Raw genomic sequence first — 21,779 nt, forward strand, 5'->3', positions numbered from 1 at the left:
CGGGGCCCGCTCGCATTTCAGGTCATTCCGACGGCGGCAGCCAGCCGGTCTGGATGAGGCCCTCGCCCGCGCGGGTGACGTAGGTACCGCGGCCCGGGGGCTGCGGGGACGGGCGGGTGGTGCCGAACAGGACGCCCTCCTCGCGGCTGCAGCTCATGATCAAAGCCGCCGAGTTGAGTTCCTTGAGGCGGTTGAAGGTGGCCTCGTACATGGCACGGCCCGCGCCGCCGGAGCGGCGGGCGAGGATGACGTGGAAGCCGAGGTCGCGGGCGTGCGCGAGGTGGTCGACGAGGGCGTGCAGCGGATTGCCGCTGGCATTGGCGACCAGGTCGTAGTCGTCGACGATGACGTAGAGCTCCGGGCCGGACCACCACGAGCGGTCCTTGAGCTGCTGCGGGGTGACATCCGGGCCGGGCATGCGCTGGGTGACATACGCGGCGAGATCGGCCATGTTCTGGGTGAACTGGGGCGCGGTGGTGCCGTATCCGGCGAGGTAACCCTGCGGGACGATGCCGAGCATGCTGCGGCGGTAGTCGCCCATGATGATGCGGGCCTGGTCGGGAGTGTTCGCGGCGCAGATGGATTCGACCAGTGAACGCAGCACCGTGGTCTTGCCGCATTCGGAGTCGCCGACGATGACGAAGTGCTGACTGGCGGCCAGGTCCAGATGGACCGGGGCCAGTTCGGACTCGTTGATGCCGAGCGGGAAACGCAGGCAGGGCCGCGTGCGGTCCACCTGGGCGGGCCAGTCGCCGTCCAGGCGCAGCAGGTCCGCGCGCGGCAGTCGTCCGGGCAGCATCCGCACCACCGGGGCTGGACGGCCGGGCGTGAATTGCGCGATGGCCGAGACCGCCTGTGCCACACCGGTTCCCAGGCTCGATGGATCCGGGTTGCCATCCAGTCGGGGCAGCGCGGTCAGCATGTGCAGGCCGTCGGCGGTCATGCCGCGGCCGGGACGCCCCATCGGCACCAGCGCCGCGAACTTGCGCCCCAGATCGGAGTCCATCGGATCACCCAGGCGCAGTTCGATGCGGGTACCGATCTGATCCTTGAGCGCCGGCCGCGCCTCGGCCCACCGGTTGAGCGACATGACGACGTGCACACCGTACGAAAGACCTTGCACCGCAAGGTTCATGACGGTCTGCTCGAGCAGGTCGAACTCCTGCCGGAATGCGCCGTACCCGTCGATCACCAGGAACACGTCGCCGAAGGGATCGGCCTGCACGCCCGCGGCGGTCTGATCGGCCGAGTCCGCTGCCCGCAGCCTGCGGAACTCCGTCATGGATTCCACGCCCAGCCGCCGGAAGGTGGCTTCGCGGCGGCGCACGGTGCCCACCATCTCGGCGATGGTGCGGCGCACGGTGTCCTCTTCCATGCGGGTGGCGACCGCGCCCACATGCGGCAGCCCTTCCAGGCCGACCATCGTGCCGCCGCCGAAGTCCAGCAGGTAGAACTGCACCTGTTCAGCGGTGTGCGTCAACGACATCGCCATCACCAGCGAGCGCAACGCGGTCGACTTGCCCGACTGTGGGCCGCCGACCACGGCCGCATTGCCCCGGGATCCGGACAGGTCCACCACCATGGGATCGCGACGCTGGTCGTAGGGCCGGTCGACGATGCCGATCGGGGCCCGCAGTGCCGCAACGGTATTCCAGTCGCCGGTCAGGATCGAGCGTGGCAGCAGCTCGTCCAGGGTCGGGGCCGCCCCGAGTGGCGGCAGCCAGATCTCGTGGGCGGGACGGCCGTGCCCACGCACCCGCGAGACCAGCATCTGCAGGTTGGAGATCTGCTCGGCGTCCACTGGCGCCTCGACCGTCTCCACCTGCTCGGGCAGCGGAATCCGGTCGGCGGCACGGAAATCCACGTGCCCGGCGACGAAGGGTCGCGCGGTCACGTCGATCTCACCGGATTGAGTGGAGACGGTGGCGTCGCGCTGGGAACCGCCGCCCACATACGGGCCGGAGACGTAGGCGGACTGGAAGCGCTGGATCTCCCCCGAATCGGATTTCAGGTAGCCGCCGCCGGGGTTGTTGGGCAGGTTGTAGGCGTCCGGTACGCCGAGCACCTGCCGGGATTCATTGGCGGAGAACGTCTTCAAGCCGATCCGGTAGGACAGGTGGCTCTCCAGTCCCTTGAGCCGCCCCTCCTCCAGCCGCTGCGAAGCCAGCAGCAGGTGCACGTGCAGCGAGCGCCCCAGGCGCCCGATCATGGTGAACAGTTCCGCGAAATCCGGGTGTTGCGAGAGCAATTCGGAGAACTCGTCGAGCACCACGAACAGCGCGGGCATGGGATCCAGGTCGGCGCCCGCCGCCCGGGCCTTCTCGTATTCGGAGACATTGGCGAAATTGCCTGCCGCGCGCAGCAGTTCCTGCCGGCGGTTCATCTCACCGGCCAGGGCGTCACGCATGCGGTCGACCAGGTCGGCCTCCTCCTCCAGGTTCGTGATGATGGCCGCGACGTGCGCGACACCATCGAGCCCGAGGAAGGTGGCGCCACCCTTGAAGTCCACCAGCACGAAGTTGAGCTGATCGGGCGAGTGCGTGGCGATGAGCGAAAGCACCAGCGTCCGAAGGAATTCCGACTTACCCGAACCGGTCGCACCGATGCACAGCCCGTGCGGGCCCATGCCGTGCTCGGCGGCCTCCTTGATATCGAGCACCACCGGCAGTCCGTCGGCCCCGACACCGAACGGCACCCGCAGCCGTTCGCGGCCGTAGCGCGGCTTCCATGCGGTCTCGGGGGTGAAGGTGCCGAGGTCGCCCAGGCTCAGCAGTTGCGTCCAGCTCGAAATCACCTCGCCCTCTTCGCCGGTCGCCTCGGCGGCGCGTTGGGTGGCAGCCCGGTAGGGCGCGAGCCGCCGCGCCGCCTGCTCAGCCTCCTTGGCGCTGATGCGGTCGATGACCGCGAAGCGCTCCATCACGCCGGTCGGCCCGCGCCCGGCACACTCGCCGTTCTCCACCACCATCTGGATGCCGCGGGAGGCGGCCAGCCGGGGTGCGTAGCCGCACAGGTCGAGAATGGTGACGCCCTCGAAGCCGTTCTCCCGCAGCGGATCTTCCTCGGCCTCGAGCAGTCCGCCGTCCACCACCAGCACGATCTGGACCAGGTTCGGGTTGGGCGGCTGATTACGCGAGTAGCGAACCCGGTTGTACAGCAAAGGGTTCAGGTCCGCGTGCGCCTCCCGGATGGAGCCGTACACCATGCGCCCGGTGCCGACTCCGTCCTGGGAGTCGGGGTGCTGGGTGTGCGGCAGCCATTTGGTCCATTCCCATTCGCGCACGGTGTCGGGCCCGCAGACGACGGCGATGAGAACCTGATCGGGACCCTGGAACATGGCCAGCTGCAGCAGCAGGGCGCGGGTCATCTCGCGTCCCTGCGCGCGGTCGCCGGTGAGCTGCACCGCTGCGAAGCCCTTCACGGCGATGGCGGTGGGCAGATCCGGCACGGTGGAGTGGGTGCGCACGAAGCGCCGCAGCGAGACCGCGGCAATGGGTTCGAGCTCCTCGACGGGCCCAGTTTCCGGGGCGACCAGTCTGGTAGCAAGTCTCTGGCTACCGAGCCCGATGCGGGCGTGGCAGAAGTCCTTGTCCCCCGGCCGCCGCTCCCACATGCGCGTCGTCCCGGCCAGCATCCAGATCACCCCGGGCTCCGGATGACTCCACTCCACGGCCGCCCGCTGCTGCCCGGCCGTCTCCTCCACATCCCGGCGCACCTGATCGAGATAGCGCAGATAGTCCTTGCGGTCCTCGTTCGCCTCGGCCGCCTTCTGACCCTTGCCACCCTGCCCCGCATACATCCCGACCATGGAGAACACCATCATCATCGGGAACATCAGGCTCATCGGATTGGTCGCCAGACCACTGCCGGAGGTGATCATGAGCGCCACCATCCCGAGCATGCCCACACCCATCACGACGGGCATCAGCTTCGAGAAGAGGTTGGCCGGGACCGCCCTCGGGATCTCCGGCGGCGGCTGCAGGGTCACCTCGCCGCCGGGCGAGCGGGGCATCTCCCGGCGTGGACGGCGCTGGAACCGTACGGTGCTCATCGCTGATATTCACCCATCGAAACCCGCGGACATGCGGCCTCAGTGTACGGACGGCAACCATCATGCCGTACTCTGCGGGCGTGACGCACTCGCGTACGGATCATCTCGAAGAACTCCGGTCCAACCCGACGGGCGCCGTCCGCGCGCCGGACTTGGCGCGAGTCACCATTCTGGCCAAACACACCCAGGTCGACATGGCCATTCCCGTCGATGTGCCGGTGGCGCTGGTCATCCCGAGCGTGGTCGACATGGTCGATCAACACAATCGCGGCAACGACTTCGACCAGGACGGCGAACAGGTCGAACCCCATGAGTGGGTGCTGGCCCGCATCGGGCAGCCGCCGTTCTCCAACTCCCTGAGCCTGGCCGAGCAGGGCGTGCGCGACGGCGAACTGCTCATGCTCGAAAGCGCCGCGCACATCGCGCCGACACCGCTGTTCGACGACATCATGTACAACGTCGCCATCGCCGACACCGACCACTTCCGCGGCTGGACGCCCCGCACCGCGCGGATCACCGGCTCGGCGCTGGCCGTGGCTATCATGCTGACCGGCTGCTTCGGACTGCTGGCCGCGCCGACCGCGATCCCGAGCTGGGTCAGCGCGACCGTGGCCACCTTCGTCACCCTGCTGCTGGTCACCGCCGCCATGGTGCTGGCCCGCATGTACCGCGATCACGCGAGCGCGCTGGTACTGGGCGGCTGTGCGCTGCCGACCGCCTTCAGCGCGGGCATGCTGTTCGTGCCGAGCCATTACGGCTGGGCCAACGCGCTATTGGGTGCGGTACTGCTCGGCGCGACCGCGATTCTGGCCTGGCGGGTGAGCGGGGTCGGGCTCGGCCTGTTCATCGGCGCCACCACGCTGGCCGTGTTCGCCGTCCCGGCCGGCCTTGTCGGCCTGCTCACCGACCTGCCGGCGCGGGCCATCGGCGGCGGTGCGGCCGCCCTGGGACTGGCCGGATTATCCTTGGCGCCACGGGTTTCCATGCTGCTGGCCAAGCTGCCGCTGCCGCCCGTCCCGGCTCCGGGCACCCCGATCGACCCCACCGAGGACGATCCGGACGACCATCGCGCCCTGCCCACGCTCGAGGCGCTGCGCCTGAAATCCGAACGGGCACGCGAATATCTAGCCGGCCTGGTGACCGCCACCACCGTGGTGGTCGTGGCCGGAGCCGTCACCGCCGTGAATCCCACCGCGGACAGCCCGTACTGGCCGGGTCTGGCGCTGGCGTTGGTGTGCGCGGTGGTGCTGATGTTCCGCAGCCGCACCTACGCGGGTGCGGAACAGGCCGTGGTGTTGATCGCGGGCGGCACCGCCATCGTGCTGCTGGTGCTCATCGGCGCAGCCCTCACCCAGCGGCAGCCGCTCACGATTTTCGGTGTGGCACTGGTGCTTTTCGCGTCGGCCCTGGTCCTCGGCATCATCGTGCCGCGCCAGCAGGCGACCCCGCCCATGCGGCGCGCGGTGGAACTGCTCGAGTACGCGTTCGTCGCCGCCGTGGTGCCCCTGACCTTCTGGGTGACCGACCTCTACGCGCTGGTGCGCGGACTGTGACCGCGCGGTAGATCGATGGGCGGCAAGGTTTTCCACGTGGCTGCGGCGGTATCCGTACTGGCGCTGGGAGTGTCGTTCGGTTCGAATCCGGCGGTGGCCCTGGCGGATCGGCCACCGCCCATCGATGCGGGCCTACTCCCGTCCGGCAGTCCGGCGGTGCCGCCGACCGAGACCGAACATCCCGCGAACTCGCCGTGCTTCAGCACCCAGGCGGGCGGTGACGGGCCGACCATCCCCCCGACCCAGCGCACCCTGGATCTGCCCGATGCCTGGCAGTTCTCGCGTGGCGCAGGACAATTGGTGGCCGTCATCGACACCGGCGTATCCCCGCATCCGCGCCTGCCCGGCCTCATCCCCGACGGCGATTACGTGGCCGCGGGCGGCGACGGCACCGAGGACTGCGATGCGCACGGCACCATCGTGGCGGGCCTCATCGGTGCCGCGCAGGCCGAGGGGCAGGGCTTCGCCGGGGTCGCACCCGAGGCGCGGATCATGACGATCCGCCAGACCAGCGCGCTCTATCAGACCAAGGGCGCGGGCAAGGAGAAGGGCCCCGACGATATGCCCGACGGCTACGGCAAGATCTCGGCGCTGGCCTCCGCGGTGCGCCGGGCCGCCGACGCGGGCGCGCGGGTCATCAATATCTCGCTGGTCGCCTGCCCCACCAGTGAACCGACCAGCGCCGACATGGGTGCCCTCGGCGCGGCCGTGCAGTACGCGGCGGTCGAGAAGGACGTGGTCATCGTGGCCGCGGCGGGCAATACCGACACCTGCAAGGCGAGCAATCCGGGCCTGGATCCCTTGCACCCCAACGACGATCCGTGGGATCACGTCAGCTCCTACGTGGTGCCCGCGTGGTGGGATGCCTACGTGCTGTCGGTCGGCTCGGTGGACGCCATCGGCCAGCCGTCGAAGTTCAGCGTCCCGGGGCCGTGGATGGGGGTGGCCGCGCCGGGCGAGAACATCATCTCCCTCGATCCCCGCAATACCGGGCTCACCACCGCGAAGGTCACCAATCAGGGACAGGTGACCCCGTACAGCGGAACGAGTTTCGCCGCGCCGCAGGTCTCGGGCGTGGCCGCGCTCGTACGTTCCCGCTTCCCGGACCTGCGCGCTGCCGACGTCATCAAGCGCATCGAAGCCACCGCACACGCGCCCGGCGAAGGCTGGAACCCGTATATCGGTTACGGCACAGTCGATCCCGTGGCCGCGCTGACCGAGCAGGTACCGGGCGAACTACCGCCGAAGCGCGCCGCCGGCCCGCGCGATCAGCAGCTGGCACTCCCCAAACCCGCACCCGCGCCGAACAATACGCCCCGCGACGTCGCCCTGATCGGTACCGGAATCGTCGCCCTGCTGCTGGTACTCGGCTTCCTCGCCTCGTTCCCCCTGCGCCGCCGCTTCGGCGACCACGACACCGACGCCTGAATCAATTCGCCGGTGGCGCTTGGGTTCTCACCGGCTCCTTGGCCGGACTCGGATCCGATGCCACACCGTCGTGGGCGACCATCGCGGCCTCGCGGCTCAAAGTCGGTCCGGGGGCGAGCAATCCGAGGATCGGCCAGGGCGCGGGCGCGGGCCGCACCGATGCGGGATCCATGCCCAGCGCCTTCGCGGAGTCCAGGTTCTTGATGCCGAAACGAACGCCGTAGTCGGACACGAAGAACAGGCTGTCGTGGCGCTGACTGTCCGGTTCGATACCGGTGGACTGCACGTACGCGCCCGCACCGGGCTTCATGTAGAAGCTGTCCACATTCGGCCCGCTGCCGTCGGCCTGGGCCAGCGGAACCAGTTTGGCGCGGTCGGGAATCGGCATCGCATGCCCGGTGAGCACGGTCAGTTCGGCGTGCTTGCTGCCGTCGGAGGTGTCGGCGGAATTCAGCGGTTTCCAGGACAGGCAGTCGATGGGCTGATCCTTGCCGTCCACCAGGTCGGGCGCATGGTCGGGATAGTTGCCGACCTGCAGGGCCGAGGACACCGGGGCGCTCGTGCGGTCGGCCTGCGCGATGTAGTTGTCGGCGGCCGCCGACCGGTAGGTATTGCGAATGATGTCGGCCGTCAACGGCGAGACCGCCTGCAGACCGTCGGGCAGCACCACGTAGTACTTGCTGTCCGTCCGCACCTGCACGACATCGCCGATGTGATGGTCGCCGAGCGGGTAACCCGGTGTGGCACCGGCATTGTCGATGCGCGGCGCGACCAGCGGCAGCACCTCGGGAATGGCATTGAGCAGGCCCTCGCTGATCGGCCGCGGGGTGCGCCCGCGCAGATCCAGGGCGTCGGCCACCGCGCGGTCGTTGAGGTCGATCTGGGCGCGTTCGTTGTCGTAGACCAGATACGTGTGGTCGCGCCCCTGCACGAGCAACGCCTGGCCGGACCCCATCGCGGAGGCCTTGTCCGCCAAGGTCAGATCGCCGACCAGCACCGAGGTGGTGAGATTGCGGCTGCCGTCGTTGGACAGCGCGTCGCACACGGTCCAGGTGCGGCCGCCCGCGTCGAAGTTCAGCGAGGTCGGCGCGCCCGGGATGCCGATCAGCTGGCCGCGCGGCTTCTTGGCCAGCTCGGATTCCTTGACCGTCGCGGGTTTGGCCGCGTCCCCGGCCGCAAGCCGCGCCGAGGCGATGTTCAGGGCGGGATGCACCACATTGTCGAGCACCACGTAGACCGCGCCGGTGTCCTTGCCGATGAGGATCTTGTTGGACCCGATCTTGTCCTGCGGCCGCAGCAGAGCCAATACTCCGCAACCCGCCAGCGCGACACACGCGAGGATCAGCCCGGCGGTGAACGCGCGGGACTGGGACCGCATGGGATCGTGCAACATTCGCACATCCCTGCGGACCAGCGCGTGTTCCATGCGACGGACCAGGAAGCGATATCCGCTCACCTGCCATCGGGTCGTGGGTTTCGAAGGCATCCGTGTCCCCGGCAGTCGTTGCGTTCGCCGAACACAGTACATTTACCAGGACCTTTATTCGCACTCGGGCCGCGGCGCGGGCCGACATCGGGGAGCCGGGGACCGATGATGACGATCGATTCCGGGACGGCGGCGGGGCGGCCGCTGCTGGGCCGGATCTCGTTCACGAGCCTGGTCTGCGCTCAAGTGGTCGGACTGGTCGCCCTGGTTCTCGCCATATTGTGCGGACTGCCCTGGTGGGGCGCGCTCGCCCTCGGAATAGTGGTCGGTCTGGTTCTTCTGTTACCACTCGGCAAACGAACAATTTCCGACTGGATCGCCACCCGCGGCCGCTTCCGCGCCCGCCGCGCCCACCCACCGGCCGACATCATCGACTTCCGCGCCCCCGACGGCCGCTCCCTCGGGCTCTACCGCGACGGCAGCCGCGTGGTCGCCGTCGTCGAACTGCTCGCCCCCAAGGGCGGACTGACCCGGCTCGGCCGCTCCGCCGTGCAATCCACCCACCTGCTGCCGCTGCCCGAACTCGCGAAAAGCCTGACCCAGCACGACATCCTGCTGGCCGGCATCGACGTGGTCTCACACGGCTACCGCAGCCGCTCGGGCACCCCCGCGGGCGCGATCTACGAATCCCTGCTCGGCCCGCTGCCCGCCACCGCACACCGCACCGTCTGGCTGGCCATCGCCTTCGATCCGCTGCTGTGCCCCGACGCGGCGGCGCGCCGCGGCGGCGGACTGGACGGCGCGTGCCGGTCCGTCACCGTCGCCACCGAACGCATCGTGCGCACCCTCGAGGACGGCGACTGCGCGGCCCGGCTGCTCACCGCGCCCGAGATCCGCCAGGCCGCCCTGCAGGTCACCGCCGGCGTGGATCCCGGTGCGCTGAGCCAGCATTGGCGCTACACCGAACTCGGCAACAGCGTGAACATCGGCGCGGCCGTGGATCCGGGGCAGCTCGCCGCCGACCTGCTCGCCCAGCTGTGGGTACCCGCCTCACGCGGCACCACGGTGGCGGTGCGGCTGCGTCCGGGCCGCAGCGCCGATACCGTGCGCATCGGCGCGGCCTGGCGGCTCACCGCCCGGGAACTGCCCGAGGAACCGGTACAGCAGCACATGATCTCGATGAACGGCCGCCACCGGGAGGGGCTGCTCGCGCATCTGCCGTTCGCGGTGCCGGGCCTGGACGACACCGTCCCCACCGAGCTGCGCGCGATCGCGGGCATCGACGCGCTGCAACTGCCCTCGGCGGGGTGCGGGCAGCTGCTCGGTTCCGACGAGGACGGCAACGGGGTCGCCATCCGCCTGGTCGGCCAAGGTATTTCGAGTGTGTTCATCGCGGGCGAGCTGTATCTCGCCCAGCAGCTGATCTTCCGCGCGCTCGCCGTCGGGGAACGCGTGCTCATCCGCACCGACCGGCCCGACGCCTGGCAGCAACTGGTCACCACCATCGGCAATCCGGAACGGCTGGCCCTCGCCGTCGAAACCCACCAGTCCGACACCGATTTCACCGCCACCGTGGTCGACGGCCTGCTCGCCCCGGCCCCGCACGCGGGCATCACCACGCTCTATCTGACCGGCGATCCGCTCGGCTGGCCCGATATCCGGCCGGACCTGTCGATCACGCAGCCCGGCGCGACCGGAAACCGGATCATCCTGCGCACCGGCAGCACCGAGGTACCGCTGACCATGGTCTCCATCCCGCGCGAAGCCACCTACGTCGGAACACCGCGCGCGGCACACGCTTTCGCGCGCTAGCGACCGTCAGCTACCCGGATAGGGATCGGCGGTCCGGGCGGTCCGCAAAGCCGTTGCCCACCAGGACAGTTGACGCAGCATGCGACCGGAGGCGTCGATGGCCGCGCCGTCCGTGGTCTCCCCGTCCGCATCGAACTTCCGCTTGGCCTCGTGGAAGCTGACCGACTCGCGCACCGACACCATGTGGATCTCGGCGACCACCTGCCGCAACTGCTCGACCGCGCGCAATCCACCCGACAGCCCGCCGTAGCTGACGAAACCGATGGGCTTGCCGCGCCATTCGCGCTTGGCACTGTCCAATGCCGTCTTGAGCGACGCCGGATACCCGTGGTTGTACTCGGAGGTGACGGCCACGAACGCGTCCGCGGCATCGACGCGCTGCTGGAAGGCCCGCACCGCGTCGGTCTCGGTCAAATCCAGCGGCAGTGGCGTATCGATCAGGTCGATGACTCCCACGTCGAAAGCCGCGTCGGCCCGCGCCTGCCGCAGGAACCAGTCCGCGACGACCGGTGCGAACCGCTTCGGGCGCACGCTGGCGACAATGACCTCGAGCCGGAGCGGATAGTCCATGCCGCGAGCCTAACCGGCCCGGATTCAGCGCCGCCCGATCCCGCGCGCGGCGTACTCGGCCAGCCCCTTGCCCGGCTGGGTGCGGGCGGTGAACTCCAGCGCCTGTCGCGCCCGATCCGGATGCGCGACGACATGGCGGATATCGGCGACCCGGCACTGCCCGGTCACCACCGGCGTCGGCCCATCCACCGCCTTGGCCATGGTCGAGGCCACCTCCCACAGCGTGAGCGGCCGCCCCGAGGCGATATTCAGCGGCACGAACCCGGGCAGCGAGCGCTCCACCGCCGCCACCGTCGCGACCGCGGCGTCCCGCACGTGCACGAAATCCCTTACCTGCCCGCCATCTTCGAACACTCTGGGCGGACGGCCCGCGATCAGCTCCGACCGAAACCGCGCCACCACACCGGATTCCGCCGAACGCACCCGGCGACCGTCGGCCACCGGCTCCCCGTAGAGATGGTGATACCGCAGCACGGTCGCGTTCCCACCGGTATTGGCCACCCAGGCCAGCCCGTAATGCTCCTGCGCGACTTTGCTTGCCGCATAAGCGCTGCGGGGCCGCAGCGGCGCGTCCTCCCCCATCGGTTCCCAGGTCAGCACATCACCGGACCGCAGCTCGCGATGATCGAACATCCCCCGATCCAGATCTCGCCGGCGCCGCAACCCCGGATAGAAGATCCCACCCCGGGCGCCCCGATACCGACCCTCCCCATAGACCGCCACCGAGGAGCCGAGCACCAGCCGCCGCACGCCCGCCCGCTCCATCGCCGCCAGCAGCACGGCCGTGCCCGCATCGTTGTGGCTGGCGTAGAGCGCGGCCCATTGCATGCCGTCCAGGCCCGGCCGCTCCGCGCCCATCCGCCCGGACCAGAGTGGTGCGCGCACGCAGGGCCCGGTTCCGGGTCCGCCGGACTCGTCGCGCCCTCCGGCCCGTCCCGGACCGTGCTCGAGACGTGCCACGTCGGGTGTCCGAATGCCGTCCGAACGTGGGAATTCCTGCTGCACAGCAGCATTCGAGGAGGTCGACGGCGCGACCTCGGCGGGTGCCGACGCACGCGGCAGCGGAACCGCGGCGGCCAGGTGACAGACCACGTCGACGCCGTCGAGCAAAGGCTCGAGTGCGTCGGAATCGCGGATATCGACCCGTCGAACATCCTCGGGGACAACGGTATCCGGCCCGTGCACGGTGTCGAGCAGCAGATCCGCGCCGATCACCTCGTGCCCGGCCGCGAGCAAGGCGCGGTGGACGTGGGAGCCCAGATAACCGGCCGCGCCGGTCAGCAGGACGCGCACGGGATCGGAACCGCCCGCAGTCATACCTCCAGCCTATTCGACCGGCCGAGGTCGCTCACATCCAACGGGGGCCGTAACCCGAATACCTATTTGTTGATGGGCATTCCGGGCGAAGCAGATATTCCCGGATGCCGCCGCGAGCAGGTGCAATGGCGCACCGCGGGGCACAGCGTGGTGCCCCGGACTCCCCCGCCTCTCCGCGCCTTCCGCGGACGGCTAAGAGCCGTCCGCGTTGGCAACCCGTGCCGACGGTTGGGTAGCGAACCAATTCTGGACGTACCCGACGAGTTACCCCGGTCGGCTCGAAATCAGTTGCCGCGTGAGATTCGGAGAGGCGTGGAGGTCATCAGGGCAGTTCGAAGGGGAGCTGCACACCGGTGCCCGTCAGCACGCGGCAGTTGTCGCAGGTCTCGTCGCCCTCGACGGCGGCGACGGCGCGGCGCACCAGCGCCTTGAACGGCACCAGGTTCTTCTCGAACTCGGCGAAGACGTCGGCGGCGCTGACGCCCGCACCCGACTCCAGCCCGGCATCCAGATCGGTGACCAGAGCGATTGCGGAGTAGCACATTTCGAGTTCCCGGGCGAGCACGGCCTCCGGGTGCCCGGTCATATTGACCAGTTCCCAGCCCTGACCGGCGAACCAGCGGCTCTCGGCGCGGGTGGAGAAGCGCGGACCCTCCACCACGACCATGGTGCCGTGGTCGTGCGAGGGCAGTTCCTCGCCGAGGGAAGCGATTGCGGCCGTGCGCAGTTCGTCGCAGTACGGGTCGGCGAAGGAGACGTGCACGCCGCCGGTGTCGTAGAAGGTCTGGGCGCGGCCGGAGGTGCGGTCCACCAGCTGGTCGGGCACGGCCACGGTGCCCGGGCCCCAGTCGGCGCGCAGGCTGCCGACGGCACAGGGGCCGAAGATCCGGCGCACGCCCAGGGTGCGCAGGGCCCACATGTTCGCGCGGTAGGGCACGGTGTGCGGGGAGTACTCGTGCTTGCGGCCGTGCCGGGGCAGGAACGCGACCGCGCGTCCTTCCACCTGACCGATGGTGATGGGCGCGCTGGGCGCGCCGTAGGGGGTCTCGACCTCGACCGTGGTGGCGTCGTCGCCGAAGAAGTCGTAGAACCCACTGCCTCCGATAATGGCGAGGGTCGCCCGTGCATCCGAACTCATGGCCACGATTCTTGCGCATGCGCGCATGAGTGGTGGGACCAGGGCGAACCATGTACCCTAGGGGGGTATTTCCCCCTCGGAGACAGGACAAGCAGGTGACCGACGACAAGACCGCCACGGCAGAGACCACGGCCGACCAGTCCTGCCACGACCACGCCACGCACGGCTACATCACCGCCAAGGACGACTACCTCAAGCGCCTGCGCCGGATCGAGGGCCAGGCCCGCGGCCTGCAGCGCATGGTCGACGAGGAGAAGTACTGCATCGACATCCTCACCCAGGTGTCGGCCATGACCAAGGCGCTCCAAGCCGTAGCCATGGGTCTGCTCGAGGACCACATCAGCCACTGCGTCGTCGACGCGGCCGTGGCGGGCGGCCCCGAGGCCGAAGCCAAGATCAAAGAGGCGACCGACGCCATCGCCCGCCTGGTGCGGAGTTAACAACTCTCGTAACTCTCAGGGGCTTCCCCTGAAACCGCTTTCACACCCCAGGGGCTTCGCCCTGAAGCCCACCCGGCCCAGCAGCCTTGCCTGAGCCATGGTGCGTGCGGTTTCAGCAGGCGGTGATGCCGCCGGGGTAGGAGACGAGCGACATCGGGAGGGCCCAGCGGTCGGGGCCGGACTGCCAGCCCGCCGCGGCGCGGCGGGAGCCGCGGCGGGCCGGGGGGACGTCTCTGCGTTCGCGCGGGGCGCGGGTGGATTCGCATTGCATGCCATTGGCGTTGGCGGCGCCGATCTCGAGGTCGGCGTAGAGGATGCCCTCCTCGCCTTCCGCCAGGGGTGTTACCACTTCGGAGCCGTCGGCGGCGTAGATGTGGGCACTGCCGGTGGGGGCGGTGGTGTTCGGGCGAGGCATGCCGCCCCAGGCGGCGTCGCCGACCACGGCGGTGGGGGCGAGCACGTAGGCGCCGACCTCGAGCGCGTACATGCGGCTCACCGTGGCGCTCGAATCCGGTCCGCCCGCATCGGGGGTGGGGCTGGCAGGCCAGGCGGCCACGTGGATCTGTTCCTCGTCGGCGCGCAGCGCACGGGTGAGCAGCGGCCGCTGATTCTCCTGACCGGACAACGCACCGTATTTGCCGATCGGGGTGTGGTGCACCGCGGGCAGATTCGGAGTTCCGGAGGCGAAAATCTTGCGTTCGATGCTGTTGAGTCCAGCCTTGCGGCGTACCGACAGCAACTCACCGGAATCGTCTATTACCGCCTGTGACATATAGATTCGCCGCTCCTGCCGCTCCCCGAATCCGAGCACGACATGAATGCCGTGTGCGGCGGCCGCGGCACTGATCGCGCGCATTTCCGCACCATCGCGGGTCATCGAATTCTCGCGGCAGCGGGTCGAATATTCGACATTCCACTGATTCGTATCAATCCAGCGCCACCACGGATATCCCGGGAGAAACGCCTCCGGGAATGCGATCAGCCGAGCACCTCGCATCGCTGCCGCTTCGACCAGTTCGACGACCTGATCGACTCCGTCGGACAGCCGCAGCCAGCTGGGTTCGGCCTGGACGGCGGCGACTCGCACCGTAATCCTCATCGCTTATCCCTCATGGAACGTGATGCTCGCCCAAGAGTTTCAGGCCGTACAAGGGCGACGAGTGCCGAATGACCGACTGATCATGCCATTGCGCGAAATGACCCCGGAGTTGTCCCCATTTCCAACCGGAAGCTTCGGTAGAAACTCCGTTCCGTCAGGAATCCCGCGGCTTTGGCGACCGCCGAAAGCGGCAACTGCGGCGCATTCCGCAAGAGATCGCAAGCACGTTCGATTCGCATGCGTCGCAACACGGTTCCGGGCCCGCCTTCGAACTCACCGAATACCCGATAGAGCGTACGCCGGGACATACTGCAGCCCTCCGCGATTCGATCCACACCGAGGTCCGGATCAGCGCAGTGACTGCGCATGAAGGCCAGCACACGCTGGCGGTTCAGCGCGTCCGCGGACTGGTCGCGCGGCATGCGCCCGGCCGCCGCGGTGACGGCGGCCGCCATCAGATCCATGCCCGGCTCGGCCAGGATCGCCGCCCCGGTGGGATCGGTGCGCTGCAATGCCGCGACACCGCGGAAGAATTGCGCGACGATTCCCGGTGCGGTGTCGGGAGAAAAGATGGTCGCGGTAGGAATCTCCTTGCTGTCCAACCCATACCGTTCCTGCAACCGGCTCAGCGGGACCTGTACGACCACTTGCTCGAAGTCCTGGTAAGCGTCCCAGTGGTAGGGACGAGTGCTGTCGTAGAACCCAATTCCGCCGGGACTCACATCGGCCACGCGACCGTCCTGATGAAGCCGGGCGGTGCCCTGGGTGGGAATGCTGGCGAGCAGGTACTCCTCGTTGCTGCGCGCGATGAGTGAATCGGTGCGCTGGATCACCTGTGGCGTTGAACCGATTACCGAAAGATCCAGCTCGTCGTATCGTGCGTGTTCGATATAACCACGAAAGCGACCGGTCGGTATTGGCGAAACAGCCAATGGCACATAGGCGGCCGTCACCTGCGCTTCCCACCGCTCGAACGCCTCCGCCGGTGACTGCTCCGGTCCGGACCGAACCTCGATCCGATTGACCGCGTCTGACGCTTCCACTCCCCATCCCTCGACTGCAATGGACGGCCATGTACGGCCGAATACTCGGGTGAGTGTGTCAGATCGCGGGATATGGGGCCAATGCACCGGATCGGCGCACGCCCCACCGGAAACGAACCCTCAGGCCGCCGACTCGAAGCTCAGGTCCAGCTCCAGATCCGCGTACAGCAAACCCTGTTCGTGCCCGCTCATCGGCGACGCCAACTCCTCGCCGCCCGGCGCGAAGATGCGCGCGTGCCCACCCGGCCCGCGCACCAACTGCTTGGCCGGCTCACTGCCCCGGCGGCTCTCACTGCCCGCCACATCCATCACCGCGCACGCCGCGATCACGTTCAACTGCCCGACCACCGCGTACCAGAGGGTGGCCGCATTGTTCACGCGCACACCCCAATCCACGTCCCGGGCGACGATGAAGCCCGGCCATGAGACCACATGGATCTGCGCACCGGTGCGTTCCAGCTCGCGCCGCGCGGGGAGATGCAACTGCTCGGAGCCGCCCTGCACCGCGATGCGGCCGATGCCGGTACGGAAGACCTGCGAATCACCGGGCTCGCCACACCGGAAGATCTTGTGCTCCAGCGGCGTGAGCTCGGGCTTGCGACGGACTCCGAGCAGTACCCCTCGATCGTCGATGAGGCACTGCGACATGTAGAGCGCGCTGCCACAGCGTTCGCTGAAGCCGAGCAGCACATGAATCCGATGCCGGCGCGCGGCATCGGCGAGGCGGCGGAACTCGGTGCGGCCCACCGTCATCGAATTCGTCCGATAGCGTGCGAAGAAGCCCTGCCCCCAACTCACCGAGTCCAGCCACAACCACCACGGGTAGCCGGGCAGGAAGGTCTCCGGGAAAGCCACCAACTGCGCACCGCCCGCGGCCGCGTCCTCGATCAACTCGATGGCCTGCTGGACTCCCGCACGCAGATCCAGCCATCGTGGTTCGGCTTGGACGGCCGCGACTCGCACCTTCGTCGGCACCTCGGCTCCTTCGACGGATCGGATGATCTGTGCAATCACCCTTCGCCGAACGCGTGCCGCTAACAGCGACATACCGTGCCGAGCTACAGACCGCGTGTGCCTGAGTCCAGTTGTGACCGAAATTGACCGGGCGTCACGCCGGTTTCCTGCCGAAATGCCCGGTAGAAATGTCGATCGGTGGCAAACCCGGAAGCCGCGGCAACCGCCGACAACGGCCGGTTCGGGTCGGCGCGTAACAGCCTGCGGGCGTGCTCGACCCGCATCCGGCGCACCAGCGCGGCCGGGCCGCCGATGTCCTCGCACACCCGATACAGCGTCCTGCGCGAGACCAGGCAGGCGTGCGCCACCTCGTCGACGGTGAGGTCCGGGTCGGTGTAGCGCCGCCGCAGCACCGCCAGCACCTGCTGCCGGGTGTAGAGCGAATCCGCCGGGGCCGGTGAGCTCTGCCCGTTGGCCAGCAGCACCGCCGACGAGAGCATCGCCGTGACATGGGATTCCAGTACGTCCGCCGCGCGGTTGCCCTCGTTCACGGGCAGCGACGCCATGCCCCGGAAGAAATCGGTCACCACGCCCATGGCGCCGGTCGCCGGAATCGCCCGGGCGATGGGTAATTCGTCGCGCGGGATCCCGGCGTGCTCCAGCACCGCGGCCATGGGCGCGCGCACGATGGTGGACACCGCGTTCTCGGTGGTGCGGCTCTCGATGGCGCGGGCGCTGTCGTAGAAGGCGATGGTCCCGGCGCCGCCCGCGGCGAGCCGGCCGTTCTGCTCGGTCCAGTTCGCGCCCTCGACAACAATATTCACCAGCAGGAAGTCCGCACTGGCCTGTTCGAGCTGGCGCTTGCTGCGCACCACCCGCTGCGCGCTGGAGGTCATCAGGGTGAGGCTGGAACGGTCGAACGAGGTGGAGCGAACCTTGCCGTACCAGTGACCCTGGCGCAGCGGTTCGATGATCGAGGGCAGCACGGCGTCCGCGACGATCGCCTCCCACTGTTCGAATGCCTGCCGCGCGGAAATCTCCGATGTCGTGCGGACTTCGGCGCTGGCAGTGGAGGCGGTACCCACTCCGCCATCATTCCACTACCGGGCCGCTGGCAAACTGCGAATGAAGCCGACCGATGCGACGAAACAGACCAATTGCCTGGGTTTTTCGAGGTCAGAGCTCGCGTAACAATTGGCTTAGAAGAGGCCGCCTGCCCGGTCGTCGGCGGCTCGAGGCGGCGACCGGGCGGCGCGTGTCCAGTATTACGAGCTACGGCCGCGTTGTGACTGCCCGCCCGTGCCAGATCACTGCCAATTAGCGTCACCACCGTTTCATATCCTGATCAGGCACGATGCGTACGGAATTCGCCAGGCGTCATACCGGTTTCGCGCTTGAAGGCACGATAGAACTGCCGCTCCGACACGAAGCCCGACGCGCGGGCCACCGACAGCAGCGGACGGGTCGGATCGGTGCGGATGAGCGCGAGCGCCCGCTCCACCCGCATGCGCCGCAACATGGCCGCCACCCCATCCTCGCCCTGCTCGAACAGTCGGTAGAGAGTGCGACGCGAGACCGCACAGGCACCGGCCACCTGATCGATGGTGAGTTCCGGGTCGGCGTAATTGCGCTGGATGTAGCCCAGCGCCCGCTGCTTGGCCAGCGCCCGCGCCGGCTCGTCGCGCGGCAGGTCCCCGGCCGCCAGCTGAACCACCGAAGCCAGCAGCCCGGTACCGTGGCGGGCCAGCTCGGCCGCCTGATCCGGTGCGCTGTACTGCAATTGCGCCAGCCCGCAGAAGAACCGCCCGACGATGCCGGCCGCGCCCTCCGGGGGAAAGCGCACCGCGGTCGGCATCCGATCGGCGGGCACCCCCGACGCGCCCACCACCTCGGCCAGCGGCACCTGCACCGCCACCACGCCCCAGGACTGCTCGAAATGCGCGCTGAAGGGCCGCGAACTCACGTGCAGGGTGAGCCCACCGTCGGCCAGTTCACCGACCCGCCCGTCCTGCTCGAGCCAGCCGTGCCCGTGCGTGGTCACGCTGGCGAACAGGATCGGTTCCTCGGGCTGGTGGATCAGCCGCGGTATCCGGCTCAGATGCTGCCCGCTGGCGGTCACCATCGACACATCGATCCCGTCGAAGCGGGACTGCACTATTCGGGCCCGGAACTCCCCCGACCGCACCGGTGTCACCACCAGCGGAACGTAGGCCGCCGCGACCGCGGCCTCCCACTCCTCGAACGTCTCCTGCTGCGAAACCTCCGGTGTGGACCGAACCTCCACCACCGCAGGCGTGGCGCCGCCCCTCATCGCCCGATTCTCGCACCCCGCCCACCCCCCAACCCCCCAATTCCCTTAACAACATCCAACTTTCGCCCTTCCGCCCGAATTGACCCATTGCCCGCAAGTTGCGTGACGAATCTTCATCCCGGACTTGCACTTTCACCCACACCCGACATCCGCAATTTCGACGAAAATTCGCGCCCGAACGCGGTCAGCGCGGCGCGCGGCCTCCGGTGCGGAAGGCTGCGGGGGTGGTACCCATTTCGGTGCGGAAGGCGCGGTAGAACTGGCGTTCGCCGGTGAATCCCGCCGCGGCGACAATGGCCGGTACCGATAGGTCGGTGTTCGCCAGTAGGTCGCACGCCCGTTCCACGCGCATGCGGCGCAGGACGGCCGCTGGCCCGTCGGGGAATTCATCGAAGATCCGATAGAGGGCTCGGCGGGAGATCATGCAGCCCTGGGCGATCCGGTCCACCGACAGCGCAGGGTCGGCGCGGTGATCGCGCATGAAGCTCAGCACGCGCTCCCGCAGCAGCGCATCGGCGGAGACCCGGCCCGGGCGTCGGCCACCCGCCAGCAGCACCGCAGAGCCCAGCAGATCCAAGGCGGGTTCGCCGATCAGCGCCGCCGCACCCGGCGCCCGCTCCTGCAATCCGACGAGCTCACGGAAGAACCGGGAGACCACCGCCGCCGCGCCCGCGTTCGGCAGCGTGACCGCCAGCGGCACATCGTCGAGGGTCAGGCCGGTGCGCTCCCGCAGACTCGCCACGGGCACCTGCAGCACCGTCTTCTCCCAGGCGGCGTCGAACTCCCACAACAGTTTCCGGCTGCTGCCGAAGAAGACCATCTCGCCGGGGCGAATCTCGGCGGTCCGGTCACCCAGGTGCAGTCGGCCACGGCCGCGGACGCACACGCTCGCCAGTAGATACTCGTCGTCCGCGGCCGCGATCAAGCCGTCGGTCAATCGCACCTGCTGCGGCGAGGCCCCGATACCGGTCACGTCCAGGTCGCCGTAGCGCCCGTGACTGATCCGGCCGTGGAAGTCGGGTGCGGGCAGCGGCGCGACGGCCAGCGGGAAGTACGTATCGATCATCCCGGCCTCCCACTGCTCGAAGGCCTCCGTCCGTCCCAGCTCCGGTCCGGACCGCAACTCCATCCGCCGGATCTCGGGAGCCGGGATGTCGTCCGAAACCCTATCCGCCACAGCAATCTTCGCCGCTCGGCACGGTGCGCACCTCGCGGGTCTGCAGATTGCGGGCCGCCAGTTCGGAATCGGCGGGATAGTCGACGGCGACGAGGCTCAGACCGTGCGCGGGGGCCACGGTGACGGAGCTGGAACGCTCCCGTTCGTTCAGCAGACCGGCGATCCAGGCCGGGGTCCGGCGGCCCTCACCGACCGCCAGCACGCCGCCGACCAGGCTGCGGACCATCGACCAGCAGAAGGCGTCGGCGCTGACGTAGGCGGTCAGCAGATGGCCGTCCTGGGCCCAATCGAAGCGCTGCAGCTCACGAATGGTGGTAGCGCCCTCGCGACGTTTGCAGAAGGCCGCGAAATCGTGCAGGCCCAACAGGTTTCGCGAGGCTTCGCGCATGGCCTCCACATCGAGACCGGACCGTACGGGGACCACACCGCGGGCCTGCAGCGGTTCCGCGCCGTAAGGGGCGGTGGTCAGCCGGTAGGCGTAATGGCGGCGGATCGCCGAGAACCGGGCGTCGAACTCCGGGGGCGCGAGGCTGACGTCCTTGACCCGGACGTCCTTGGGCAGAAACCGCGCCAGCCGGTGCACCAGCTTGGGGCCGTCCACCTCGGTGTGCGTATCGAAGTGCGCGACTTGCCCTTCCGCGTGCACGCCGGCGTCGGTGCGCCCGGCGACGGTCAGTTGGACGGTCTCCCGCTGCACCTTGCTCAGCGCCTCCTCCAGCACGCCCTGCACGGTGCGCAGGCCGGGCTGCCGCGCCCAGCCGGTGAAATCGGTGCCGTCGTAGCTGATGTCCAGCCGTACCCGAATCGAAACCGGTTCGGGCGTCGGAACCTCTACGGTCACAGCGATCTCCTGGTTAACATGGAGAAAGCCCGCCGACCCGGAGGGGACGGCGGGCTCACTCATGAATCCGATAGGGGCGGGGTTACTCCGCGTCCTTGGCCTCGGCGGCCGGGGCGTCAGCCACGGTCTCCTCGGCGGCATCCTCGACCACGGCCTCTTCGGCAGCAGCGGGGGCCTCGGCGGGCTTCTGCGAAGCCGCGACACGACGGGCACGATCGGCCTCGTTGGTCACGGTCTTCTCGCGAACCAGCTCGATGATCGCCATCGGGGCGTTGTCGCCCTTGCGCGGGATCGTCTTGATGATCCGGGTGTAGCCACCATCACGGCCCTCGAACGAGGGACCGATGTCGGCGAACAGGGCGTGGACGATGTCCTTGCTACGGATCACCTTCATGACCTCGCGACGGTCGGCAAGGGTGCCGCCCTTCGCCTTGGTCACGAGCTTCTCGGCGTAGGGGCGCAGCGCCTTGGCCTTGGCCTCGGTGGTCGTGATGCGACCGTGCTCGAAGAGCGCCGTCGCCAGGTTGGCGAAGATCGCCTTCTGGTGCGACGCCGTCCCGCCGAAGCGGGCACCCTTCTTGGGCTTGGGCATTGTTTGAATCTCCTGTGTTGAAGGCCGATT

The 21,779-nt window shown here is 68.7% G+C and carries 17 protein-coding genes; 4 read left to right on the plus strand and 13 right to left on the minus strand.

Features of this window, described 5'->3' with window-relative positions:
• Positions 1-22: 22 nt before the first annotated feature.
• Positions 23-4,048 (minus strand): type VII secretion protein EccCa, encoded by a 4,026-nt coding sequence (gene eccCa, locus ACFXHA_RS06560; protein ID WP_379353694.1) that lies wholly within the window; start codon positions 4,046-4,048, stop codon positions 23-25.
• Positions 4,049-4,128: 80 nt separating this feature from the next.
• Between eccCa and eccD the strand changes: the two genes are divergently transcribed.
• Both eccD and mycP read left to right on the plus strand, forming a co-directional pair.
• A complete protein-coding gene (gene eccD / locus ACFXHA_RS06565; RefSeq protein ID WP_379353696.1) occupies positions 4,129-5,601 on the plus strand; it encodes a type VII secretion integral membrane protein EccD in 1,473 nt (490 codons plus the stop codon).
• Between the two features lie 15 nt (positions 5,602-5,616).
• Positions 5,617-7,029 (plus strand): type VII secretion-associated serine protease mycosin, encoded by a 1,413-nt coding sequence (mycP, locus tag ACFXHA_RS06570; RefSeq protein WP_379353698.1) that lies wholly within the window; start codon positions 5,617-5,619, stop codon positions 7,027-7,029.
• A 1-nt stretch (position 7,030) separates the two neighbouring features.
• On the opposite strand, the gene eccB is transcribed toward mycP, so the two are convergent.
• Positions 7,031-8,557 (minus strand): type VII secretion protein EccB, encoded by a 1,527-nt coding sequence (gene eccB, locus ACFXHA_RS06575; RefSeq protein ID WP_379353700.1) that lies wholly within the window; start codon positions 8,555-8,557, stop codon positions 7,031-7,033.
• A gap of 66 nt (positions 8,558-8,623) precedes the next feature.
• Here eccB and eccE point away from each other — a divergent pair, with 66 nt between their 5' ends.
• Positions 8,624-10,267, plus strand: a complete 1,644-nt coding sequence (eccE, locus tag ACFXHA_RS06580) for a type VII secretion protein EccE (RefSeq protein ID WP_379353702.1) — start codon at positions 8,624-8,626, stop codon at positions 10,265-10,267.
• Positions 10,268-10,273: 6 nt separating this feature from the next.
• On the opposite strand, the gene ACFXHA_RS06585 is transcribed toward eccE, so the two are convergent.
• From ACFXHA_RS06585 to ACFXHA_RS06595, 3 genes are all read right to left on the minus strand, one after another.
• Positions 10,274-10,837 (minus strand): NADPH-dependent FMN reductase, encoded by a 564-nt coding sequence (locus tag ACFXHA_RS06585; protein ID WP_379353704.1) that lies wholly within the window; start codon positions 10,835-10,837, stop codon positions 10,274-10,276.
• Positions 10,838-10,861: 24 nt separating this feature from the next.
• Positions 10,862-12,154: an NAD-dependent epimerase/dehydratase family protein gene (locus ACFXHA_RS06590; RefSeq protein ID WP_379353706.1), complete on the minus strand. Its 1,293-nt coding sequence runs from the start codon at positions 12,152-12,154 to the stop codon at positions 10,862-10,864.
• A gap of 322 nt (positions 12,155-12,476) precedes the next feature.
• Positions 12,477-13,292 (minus strand): S-methyl-5'-thioadenosine phosphorylase, encoded by an 816-nt coding sequence (locus tag ACFXHA_RS06595; RefSeq protein ID WP_379353708.1) that lies wholly within the window; start codon positions 13,290-13,292, stop codon positions 12,477-12,479.
• 95 nt (positions 13,293-13,387) lie between these two features.
• Between ACFXHA_RS06595 and ACFXHA_RS06600 the strand changes: the two genes are divergently transcribed.
• Positions 13,388-13,732 (plus strand): metal-sensitive transcriptional regulator, encoded by a 345-nt coding sequence (locus ACFXHA_RS06600; protein WP_379353710.1) that lies wholly within the window; start codon positions 13,388-13,390, stop codon positions 13,730-13,732.
• A gap of 112 nt (positions 13,733-13,844) precedes the next feature.
• Here ACFXHA_RS06600 and ACFXHA_RS06605 read toward each other — a convergent pair whose 3' ends face one another.
• From ACFXHA_RS06605 to rplQ, 8 genes are all read right to left on the minus strand, one after another.
• The gene (locus tag ACFXHA_RS06605) at positions 13,845-14,831 is read right to left on the minus strand and encodes a nitrilase-related carbon-nitrogen hydrolase (RefSeq protein ID WP_379353712.1); all 987 of its coding nucleotides are present in this window, start codon (positions 14,829-14,831) and stop codon (positions 13,845-13,847) included.
• Positions 14,832-14,911: 80 nt separating this feature from the next.
• Positions 14,912-15,784 carry a helix-turn-helix domain-containing protein gene (locus ACFXHA_RS06610; protein WP_379353714.1) on the minus strand — a complete coding sequence of 291 codons (873 nt, stop codon included), beginning with the start codon at positions 15,782-15,784 and terminating at the stop codon, positions 14,912-14,914.
• 210 nt (positions 15,785-15,994) lie between these two features.
• Complete coding sequence (locus ACFXHA_RS06615) at positions 15,995-16,849, minus strand: nitrilase-related carbon-nitrogen hydrolase (RefSeq protein ID WP_379353716.1); 855 nt, start codon at positions 16,847-16,849, stop codon at positions 15,995-15,997.
• An 83-nt stretch (positions 16,850-16,932) separates the two neighbouring features.
• Positions 16,933-17,913, minus strand: a complete 981-nt coding sequence (locus tag ACFXHA_RS06620; protein ID WP_379353718.1) for an AraC family transcriptional regulator — start codon at positions 17,911-17,913, stop codon at positions 16,933-16,935.
• Between the two features lie 260 nt (positions 17,914-18,173).
• Positions 18,174-19,139: a helix-turn-helix domain-containing protein gene (locus tag ACFXHA_RS06625; RefSeq protein WP_379353720.1), complete on the minus strand. Its 966-nt coding sequence runs from the start codon at positions 19,137-19,139 to the stop codon at positions 18,174-18,176.
• Positions 19,140-19,323: 184 nt separating this feature from the next.
• Positions 19,324-20,316 carry a helix-turn-helix domain-containing protein gene (locus ACFXHA_RS06630; RefSeq protein ID WP_379353722.1) on the minus strand — a complete coding sequence of 331 codons (993 nt, stop codon included), beginning with the start codon at positions 20,314-20,316 and terminating at the stop codon, positions 19,324-19,326.
• Entirely contained in the window at positions 20,306-21,220 is a 915-nt protein-coding gene (gene truA / locus ACFXHA_RS06635; RefSeq protein ID WP_379353724.1) for a tRNA pseudouridine(38-40) synthase TruA, read from the minus strand. Before truA ends, ACFXHA_RS06630 begins: the two co-directional genes overlap by 11 nt.
• Before the next feature lie 19 nt (positions 21,221-21,239).
• On the minus strand, positions 21,240-21,749 hold the full coding sequence (rplQ, locus tag ACFXHA_RS06640) for a 50S ribosomal protein L17 (protein WP_379353726.1): 510 nt from the start codon (positions 21,747-21,749) through the stop codon (positions 21,240-21,242).
• Positions 21,750-21,779: the final 30 nt, after the last annotated feature.

This window comes from Nocardia sp. NPDC059240 (assembly GCF_042753865.1).
Classification (GTDB): Bacteria; Actinomycetota; Actinomycetes; order Mycobacteriales; family Mycobacteriaceae; genus Nocardia.